Below are 881 nucleotides of genomic sequence, written 5' to 3'. Positions count from 1 at the left end.
CCGATGCCGAGGCGGTGGCCGCGGGCCGCTTCGCCCCCGACGTGGCCCGGGTCGATGCCCAGCGTCTGGCCGACGACAGCCTCGACCACGAGACGCCGCTCTCGGAGGTGTTCGAAGACCAGATCGCCTGCGCAGACATCGTGCTGCTGACCAAGCCCGACCTCGCCGGCCCCGAGGGCGTGGCCAAAGCGAGGGCGGTGATCGCCGCCGAAGCGCCGCGGCCGCTGCCGGTGATCGAGGTCGCCGAGGGCGTGGTGGACGCGCGCGTGATCCTCGGGCTCGAGGCGGCGGCGGAAGACGACATGGACGCCCGGCCGAGCCACCACGACGAGGCGCATGACCACGATCACGACGACTTCGAGAGCATCGTGGTCGAGATCCCCGAGCTCGACAGCCCCGCCACGCTGGTCGCCGCCATCGAGCGGCTGGCAAACGAGCAGAACATCCTGCGGGTCAAAGGCTATGCCTCGGTGCGCGGCAAGCCGATGCGGCTGCTGGTGCAGGCGGTGGGCGCGCGGGTGCGCCACCAGTTCGACCGCCCCTGGAAATCCGACGAGCCGCGCGCGGGCCGGCTGGTGGTGATTGCCGAGCACGACGACATCCGCCCCGAGGCGATCGCGACGGTGCTCGGCGCCGTGCCCGCCCCCGCAGCGGAGTAACGCCCGCCAATGCACGTCGTCTTCCGCGAGAGCCACGGGCTCGAGGAAACCGCCACGCCCACCGACCTCGGGCAGGATCCGGCGGAGCTGGTGGTGCTGTCCTTCTCGGACAGCGATCTCGGCGCCTTCGCGGCCGGATGGCATCGCGGTGGCGGCGCGCAGGGGCTGCCGTCGCTGCGGCTCGCCAACCTCGCGGCGCTGCGCCACCCGCTCTCGGTCGAC

The 881-nt window shown here is 72.8% G+C and carries 2 protein-coding genes; both read left to right on the top strand.

Going from position 1 to position 881, the window contains the following annotated elements; all coding sequences use genetic code 11:
- A partial coding sequence (locus HC022_RS27695) for a GTP-binding protein (RefSeq protein ID WP_175583766.1) occupies window positions 1-659 on the top strand: 659 nt, incomplete at its 5' end.
- A 9-nt stretch (window positions 660-668) separates the two neighbouring features.
- Window positions 669-881, top strand: a 213-nt coding sequence (locus tag HC022_RS27690) for a hypothetical protein (RefSeq protein ID WP_167454510.1), incomplete at its 3' end; no start/stop codon positions are given.

Origin of the sequence: Salipiger sp. HF18 (assembly GCF_011806505.1) — a bacterium.
GTDB lineage: Bacteria > Pseudomonadota > Alphaproteobacteria > Rhodobacterales > Rhodobacteraceae > Salipiger > Salipiger thiooxidans.
The sequence above is the reverse complement of the archived record's forward strand: the minus strand, read 5'-3'. Positions and strand labels throughout refer to the sequence as shown.